Source organism: Acidiphilium sp. JA12-A1 (assembly GCF_000724705.2).
GTDB lineage: Bacteria > Pseudomonadota > Alphaproteobacteria > Acetobacterales > Acetobacteraceae > Acidiphilium > Acidiphilium multivorum.
The window spans coordinates 1-1,065 of record NZ_JFHO01000253.1; the positions used below are offsets into that span (position 1 = coordinate 1).

The following is a 1,065-nucleotide window of genomic DNA, read 5'->3' on the forward strand; positions in this document are numbered from 1 at the left end:
ATCTGCGGCGGCTCGACGAGAAGATCGACCGGCTGGCGGAGGACATGCGCGAGGTGAAGCTACGCCTGACCGCCTTGGAGACCGCCGTGGGGAATCTCGCGGCCACCGAGATGAGCCATTACGCCATCATGGCCGATCGTGCGGATCGTCTCGCAGCGCGGATCGAGCGGATCGAGACGCGTCTGGACCTCCGCGAGCAAGCCTAGAGGTCCATCTCCAACCCGCGATCCTTCTCTTGCGCGACTTTTTCCATCACCGCCTTGGTGATCTCTGGCTGCTCGGCGAGCACCGCATCACGCCGCTCGATCTCCTGCGCTGACAGGCCCGGCGGATGGCTGAACCGGGTCTGTCCCCAACTCTGTTCAAGCTGCCCGGCACTCACGATCTCCTGCACGTCCAGCATGTGATTGACCTGCCGCTCGGCCTCATCCAGCCATTCCGGGCTGTGCAGCGCCTGCCGCATCGCCTCGATCTCAGCCACCTTGTCGCGTTCGAGATCCTGCTGATCCTCGATCGCCTTCTCCCTCTCCGCCAGCGTTTCCGGCGTCGCCTGCTTGGCCAAGTCTGCTCTGGCGTTGCCCGTCAAATAGCAGGCGTGATCGTGATTTTGCTTCGCTGTGTTCACTGCCGTTTCAGCTTCCGCCAGTAGATCAGAACGCCAGATTTTCCGGTCGTGCAGCCATGCCCGGAATGGCGAGTTATCGCGAATTTCCTTGAGGTTCTTGGCGGCCTCATCCAACTCGCCTTTCCTCACGGACTCCCAGTYTTCGGCTTTGGTAAGTGCCTCTTTCGTCATTCTCCCTGCCCGTTACCGCCCACTCCAASSCGACGTCTGCATTTCCCGGTCTCTTTTCGGTTCGCATCCAGCATTTGTCCGATGCAGCTTCTGAAGCTCGGTCCGCCGCATTKKCTCGATGAACGACTCCATCTGCTGGCGCCGTGCTGGCGAGATGGTGGGACTTCTTGCCGTCACCGGGGCGGGTCTCTTTCGCTTTCTCCCTCTCCGCCGCCCTCTGAGCGGCCTCAGCGGCCTTCTGGGCGACGGCAGCGGCTATCAGCCGCTCC

2 protein-coding genes are annotated in these 1,065 nt (G+C 62.1%); one reads left to right on the plus strand and one right to left on the minus strand.

The window, feature by feature from the left end:
- The coding region (locus tag RT91_RS19755) for a hypothetical protein (RefSeq protein WP_035189691.1) at window positions 1-206 on the plus strand (206 nt) is incomplete at its 5' end.
- Here RT91_RS19755 and RT91_RS19760 read toward each other — a convergent pair.
- Window positions 203-739 carry a hypothetical protein gene (locus RT91_RS19760; RefSeq protein WP_152982898.1) on the minus strand — a complete coding sequence of 179 codons (537 nt, stop codon included), beginning with the start codon at window positions 737-739 and terminating at the stop codon, window positions 203-205. The genes RT91_RS19755 and RT91_RS19760 overlap by 4 nt on opposite strands.
- Window positions 740-1,065 lie beyond the last annotated feature (326 nt).